This window comes from Deinococcus sp. (assembly GCF_030523985.1).
In the GTDB taxonomy this organism is placed as follows: domain Bacteria; phylum Deinococcota; class Deinococci; order Deinococcales; family Deinococcaceae; genus Deinococcus.
On the sequence record NZ_JAUNHK010000137.1, the window covers coordinates 1 to 5,574 of the forward strand.

The window sequence follows — 5,574 nt, forward strand, 5'->3', positions numbered from 1 at the left end:
CTTCCTCTGCTGGGGGCAGGGTTCGGCCTGCTGGCGGCGGCGTGGGCGTGGCCTTCTCCGTGGCGGTGGCTTCTCCTGACGCTGCTGCTGTATGCCCTGGCCAGCCTCGCCCGGCGCAGTGAACCCCTCTGGCGCGGCGCGCTGGTGGGGCTGAGTGCGGGCCTGAACAGCGCGTGGCTGACGCTGTGGCTGGGCTGGCCTGTGGGCCTTGCGCTGGGGGCACTCAATCTGGCGGCGGCTTCGTCCCTGACGCGCTCGCCGCGCTTTCGGCAAGGGCTGGGCTGGGGTGGCTGGCTGCTGCCGCTGGCGTGGCCCGCGACGGTGCTGGGGGCCGGGGCGTTCGCGCTGCATCTGCTGGTTCCGCGCTCGGTGCGCCGGGTGACGCTGAACCGAGCGACGGGGAGCATAGTGCTGGTCGGCGGCTGGCTGTGGTGGCCGGGCTTTCGGGGTGGGTACAGTCTGGGTCAGTTCGCCTTCCTGACACCGGACGCCCTCGACCTGCTCGCGCACGAAACGGGCCACACCCTCAGCAACGCGGCCTTCGGGTCACTGTTTCATTTCGTGGGCGCTGCCGACGAACTGCTGCTGCCCCCACTGTTTCCTGAACGCCGCTGGGCCGACGCCTACGCCGAGCGGGTGGCCGAAAGTCATAACCCACATTCAGCCGAGCGGCGGCTGGTGAGGCTCTGGCAGGCGTAGGCTGGGGGCATGTCAACGCGACCCACTCCCCTGCAACACCTCGCCCGCATCGGCCTGGGCAGCTTTCTGGCCTTCGCCGGGGTCAGCCACCTGACCTTTGCCCGCGACGAATTTCAGGCGCAGGTGCCCGAAGCCCTGCCGCTGAACGAAGATTTCGTGGTGCTGGCTTCGGGCGTCGTCGAAATCTCGCTGGGGCTGGCCTTTGCCCTCTGGAAAGAGAAACGGATTCCGCTGGGCTGGCTCCTGGCGGCCTTTTTCGTGGCGGTGTTTCCCGGCAACATCTCGCAGTACCTCACCCGCACCGACGCCTTCGGGCTGGATACCGACCGCAAGCGCTTCATCCGCCTGTTTTTTCAGCCGGTACTGATCGGCGTGGCGCTGTGGTCGTCGGGCGCTTGGCAGGAGAGGGGCAACGGGTCGAACCGTCGAAAAATCTGACCGCTGTTTTGCCGCAGAGTGACGGCATTTCCAGCGGTGAGACGGCTTGGTTTTCAGACAGTCAGCCCCCCCTCTACATTCGCATGACCTGGCTACCCGCCATGCTCTTGGTGACGACCAAGCGGTTGGGCAGGCGTTCGGAGAGGCTTTCGACGTGGGTGACGATGCCCACCATGCGCCCCTGCGTGCGGAGGTTTTCCAGTGCGGTGGCGACGGCTTCGAGTGCTTGCGGGTCGAGCGTGCCGAAGCCTTCGTCCAGAAACAGCGCCCCCAGCACCTTGTTGCCCGCCAGATAATCACTCAGGGCAATCGCCAGGGCGAGGGACGCCAGGAAAGTTTCGCCGCCCGAAAGGGTCTTGACGGCCCGCAGTTCGCCCGCGTTCCAGAGGTCCTGCACGGCATATTCGCCTTTTTCGAGGGTCAGGCGGTAGCGCCCGTCGCTGATGTCGAACAGCAAGATGCCCGCGCCTGTGAGCAGTTGGGCTTCGACCTCCGCCAGCAGGAATTGCTGAAATTCGTTGACGCGCAGGGCGCCACTCAGGGTCTGCCAGGTGTCGAGGCGCTGGGCAGCGGCGGCGGCCTGGGCTTCGATTTCGGCCTTGCGGGTCAGGCGTTCGCGCATCTGCCGTTCCTGCTCAGCGAGGCGTCCAGCCTGCTCGCGGGCGGTCTTGAGGGCGGCGTCACTGGCGGTCAGGTCGCGGCTGACCTGCGCGAGTTGCGCCGGGTCGAAGGGTTCTTCCCCCAGTTGACGCTCAAGGTCGGAGAGCGCGGCCCGCAACTGGGCGATTTCGGCCTCGTGCTTGCGGGCGGCTTCTTCCAGCGCGGCGATTTCGCCTTCGGGCATTCCGGCGCTGCGGGCGGCCTCGGCGCTGAGGTTCAGGGCGCTCAGGGCTGCGTGAAGGCCCTCGGCGGTGCTGTGCTGGTCGGCGTCGCGCTCGCTCGCCATGCGCTGCGCCGCCTGCGCGGTGGCCTGGGCCGCAGCCACGTCGCCCTGAGCGCGGGCCAGGGCCGCCTGGGTGTCCTGCACGCCCTGGCGAATGGCCTGCACCTCGGTCAGCACGTCGCGGCGGGCGCGGGCGGGGTCGGCTCCGGCCTGCCGCACGCGGGCCGCGAGAGAGGCGAGGAGGCGCTGAAGGTCGCTGGACGGGTCGCCCGTGATATGGCTTTCCAGTTCGCGGGCGTCAAGGTCGCGCTGCTTGTTGCGTTCGTCCCAGTCACGATTTTCGTTGGCTTTTTCTTCCAACCAACGCTGCCGGGTTTTGATGAGGCTTCGCAAGTCGCTGAATTGCTCGCGCCGCTCCTGCACCTGCGCCGCCAGCACCGCGACCCGTTCGCGTAGGGGGCTGAGGTCTACCGACGTGCCCGCTGGAAGCTGGCTAACCGTCTGCTGGCACAGCGGGCAGGGTTCCCCGACGTGCAGGTGCTGACGGTACGACACCAGCCCCGCCGCCAGCCGCGCTTCTTCTTCCTGCTTCTGCGCGGCCTCGAGGGCTTCTTTGGCCTCCCTGCCTTCGCGTTCCAGCCGCTCCAGTTGGATTTGCTGCTCGGCCTGCTGGCGCTCTTCCTGGGCGTAGCGCTCCTGGGCCGCTTTCAGGGCAATGCGCTCGGACTCAATCAGCATCCGCTCTTGACGCAGTTTCTCCAGTTTGCGGCTGCCTTCCCTCGCCACTTCGAAGGCGTCCTCATCCCACGGGAGCGGCTGTGGATGGGTGATTTGCACCGTGCCGCCAGCGCGTTTCAGGCGGGCGGCATCGGCCTCGGCTTCGCGTAGAGCCTGAGCGCGTTCTTCCAGTTCGGGCAGGCGGCTTTCCTGGGCCTGGGCATGTTCCAGCGCCGCCGCTGCCTGAGCCGCCGCCGCCTGGGCCTGGGCCAACTGGGATTCGGCGGCGGCCCGCTCGCGGTTCTGGCGCTCGGCGGCGATTCTGGCCCGCTCCGCCGCGTCCAGCAGCGGCAGCACCCCGGCGACCTGCCGGGCACGGCGGGCACGTTCGGCCCCCTGGCGCACGCCCTCGCTGCGGCCTTCCTGCACCTGCAAGCGGCGGGCGGTGTCCTCGCGACTGCGCCAGACTTTTTCCTGTTCGCGCAGATGGAGTTGGCGGGCGGCCAGTTCCTCGCGCTGCTGCACCAGCCGCTCGGCGTCGCTGTCGGTCTGCTCGCGCTGCGCCCGCAGTTCGGCGGCGGCTTCCTCGCTGACCCCGGCGTATTCGCTGTTCAGTACGGTGTTCAGGCTGCCCGACTGGTGCTTGAACTCCTTGACCTGTTCGCCCGCGAAGGTCTGCATGTTCTGGACGTGGCCCAGGCCCATCAGTTCGCCCAGCAGTTCCTGGCGCTGCTTGGCTTTGCCGTGCAGCAGGGCGGCAAACTGGCCTTGCGGCAGCATCACGCAGCGGGTGAAGGTGTCGAAATCCAGCCCCACGGCGTCCTCGATACGCTTACCGATTTCCTTTTGCGACCCCGCGCTCAGCCCCGTCCATTCGCCGTCGGGGTCCAGCCGCTCGAAGCGCACCTCGTTTTCGGCCTGCTTGCGGCCCCGGGTGCGCGAGGCGCGGTAGGTCTGCCCGCCCGCCTCGAAGGTCAGCGAGACGCTCAGGCCGCGTTCCCCCTGCGAAATCAGGGCGTCCAGGCCCGTTGCGCCCAGCCGCGCCGTTTCGCCGTAGAGGGCAAAGGTCATCGCATCGAGCAGGCTGGATTTGCCGCTCCCTGTCGGCCCCACCAGCGCGAACAGGTCGAGGTTGCCAAAGTCGAGGTCGGTGTGCTGGCGAAAGGCGGTAAAACCGGAAAGGGTGAGGTGGAGGGGTTTCATCGCAGTTCCTCCCGCGTCCTCAGGTCGGCTTCCTGAAAGGCCCCCCGCACGTCGTCGGGCAGGGTGCCGCGTTTTTCCTGCCAGTAGCGCTCGAACAGTTCGAGCAGGCTCAGGCCCTCGCGCCGCAGTTCGGGGGCGACCAAATCTTGCTGGGTGGCTTCGAGTTCCACGCTCAGCACGTCGGGCATCAGCTTCAGAACGCGGTCTTTGAGCCCAGGGAGTGCTGTGCCGCTCGGCGCCTGCACGACCACGCGCAGCAGCCCGTTGAAGCCCTGGCGTTTGACCGCTTCCAGCTTCTGCTCCACCGTGTCGAGTTCGACCCGCACCGAGCGCAGTTCGCGTCCACTCGCCAGCGGAATGGCCTCCACACGGGCGGGCTGCCCAGCAAAGACTTCGACCAGATTGACCTGTTTTTTCTCGCCCGCCTCGCCGAAATCGAGCTGAATGATGCTGCCGGGATAACAGCCCAGCGGCGCTTCGGACACGGTCTGCGGCTTGTGGATGTGGCCCAGCGCCACGTATTGCGCTCCTGGCGGCAGTTGCAGCCCCGAAACGGTGTAGGCGTTGGTCAGGTCGAGCTGAAAGGTGCGCTCCGAGCCGCTGGGCACCGCGCCGTCTATGGTCGTGTGCGCCATCAGCATATTGACGTGCCCGGCCCCAAAGCCTTCACCCAGTCGCCGCAGGAAAAAGCCCATGTACTCACGGTATTTCTGCCGCTGCCCGCCGAGGTCTTGCTGCAACAGTTCGGCGGCCTTGACCAGTCGCCGCTCCGAGAGGTACGGCAGCGCCCCCACGGTGAGGGTTTCGCCGCCTCTGGTTTCGATGCGCCGCACCATGCCCAAGGGGTCGGGCGTGGGCTGCGCGACCACCTGAATGCCCACCCAGCCGAGCAAACCTGCCACCGAATCCAGCCGCGCCGCGCTGTCGTGGTTGCCCGCGATGACGATGCCAGGAATGCCCGCGTCACGCAAACGCAGAAAAAAGTCGAACACGGCGGCTTCCGCGCCCGCCGAGGGGTTGGCGGTGTCGAACAGGTCGCCAGAAACCAGCACGGCGTCGGCCCCCTCGCTGCGGGCCAGTCCCGCGATTTCGATGAGGGCGTCGTGGATTTCGGGCGTTCGGTCAAACCCCTTGAGCAGCCGCCCCGCGTGAAAGTCGGCGGTATGAAGTACGCGCATGACGGAAAAAATAGCATGGAGGGGGGTCAGGACGTACTGTCCACACGCCGGGTCACGCTAGACTGTTTCCATGACTGCCCCCGCCTTCCAGAAGATGAGCGTGGAGGAGTACCTCCGCACCGAACCCGACAGCCCTGTTAAGCGCGAGTATGTGGGCGGCTTCGTGTACGCCGTGGACAACTCGGATGGCGTGTGGGCGCAGGCGGGCAGCAGCAAAAGCCACGCCGAAGTCATCATGAACGTGATGCAGGCCGTCCGTCCCGCAGCCCGTCGCCAGGGCTGCCGCGCCTACGCCAGCGAAATCAAACTGCGGATAGATGCCCAGCAGAGCTTCTATTACCCCGACGTGATGGTCGTCCGCGGCCCCGAAAACAGCGACCCCTACTCGGAAACCGCGCCCTGTCTGCTGGTGGAAGTGCTCTCACGCGGCACGGCCCATACCGACAGGCACGCCAA

At 67.2% G+C, this 5,574-nt stretch carries 5 protein-coding genes; 3 read left to right on the plus strand and 2 right to left on the minus strand.

The genetic code is table 11. The features are described 5' to 3' along the window. Positions 1-699: hypothetical protein (locus Q4C89_RS13650; protein WP_303103171.1), on the plus strand; the 699-nt coding region annotated here is incomplete at its 5' end. 9 nt (positions 700-708) lie between these two features. Then, positions 709-1,137, plus strand: coding sequence for a hypothetical protein (locus Q4C89_RS13655; RefSeq protein WP_303103172.1), 429 nt, complete (start codon positions 709-711; stop codon positions 1,135-1,137). A 73-nt stretch (positions 1,138-1,210) separates the two neighbouring features. Here Q4C89_RS13655 and Q4C89_RS13660 read toward each other — a convergent pair whose 3' ends face one another. Beyond that, positions 1,211-3,940: an SMC family ATPase gene (locus Q4C89_RS13660; RefSeq protein ID WP_303103173.1), complete on the minus strand. Its 2,730-nt coding sequence runs from the start codon at positions 3,938-3,940 to the stop codon at positions 1,211-1,213. Then, positions 3,937-5,118: an exonuclease SbcCD subunit D gene (locus tag Q4C89_RS13665; RefSeq protein WP_303103174.1), complete on the minus strand. Its 1,182-nt coding sequence runs from the start codon at positions 5,116-5,118 to the stop codon at positions 3,937-3,939. Before Q4C89_RS13665 ends, Q4C89_RS13660 begins: the two co-directional genes overlap by 4 nt. A gap of 70 nt (positions 5,119-5,188) precedes the next feature. On the opposite strand from Q4C89_RS13665, the gene Q4C89_RS13670 reads away from it, so the two are divergent. Then, positions 5,189-5,574 (plus strand): Uma2 family endonuclease (locus tag Q4C89_RS13670; protein ID WP_303103175.1); only part of this gene is annotated, 386 nt, incomplete at its 3' end.

Excerpts from the sequence above, each read along its gene's own strand:
- Q4C89_RS13655 (WP_303103172.1), top strand. The coding sequence starts at position 709 with ATGTCAACGCGACCCACTCCCCTGCAACACCTCGCCCGCATCGGCCTG.
- Q4C89_RS13660 (WP_303103173.1), bottom strand. The coding sequence starts at position 3,940 with ATGAAACCCCTCCACCTCACCCTTTCCGGTTTTACCGCCTTTCGCCAG.
- Q4C89_RS13665 (WP_303103174.1), bottom strand. The coding sequence starts at position 5,118 with ATGCGCGTACTTCATACCGCCGACTTTCACGCGGGGCGGCTGCTCAAG.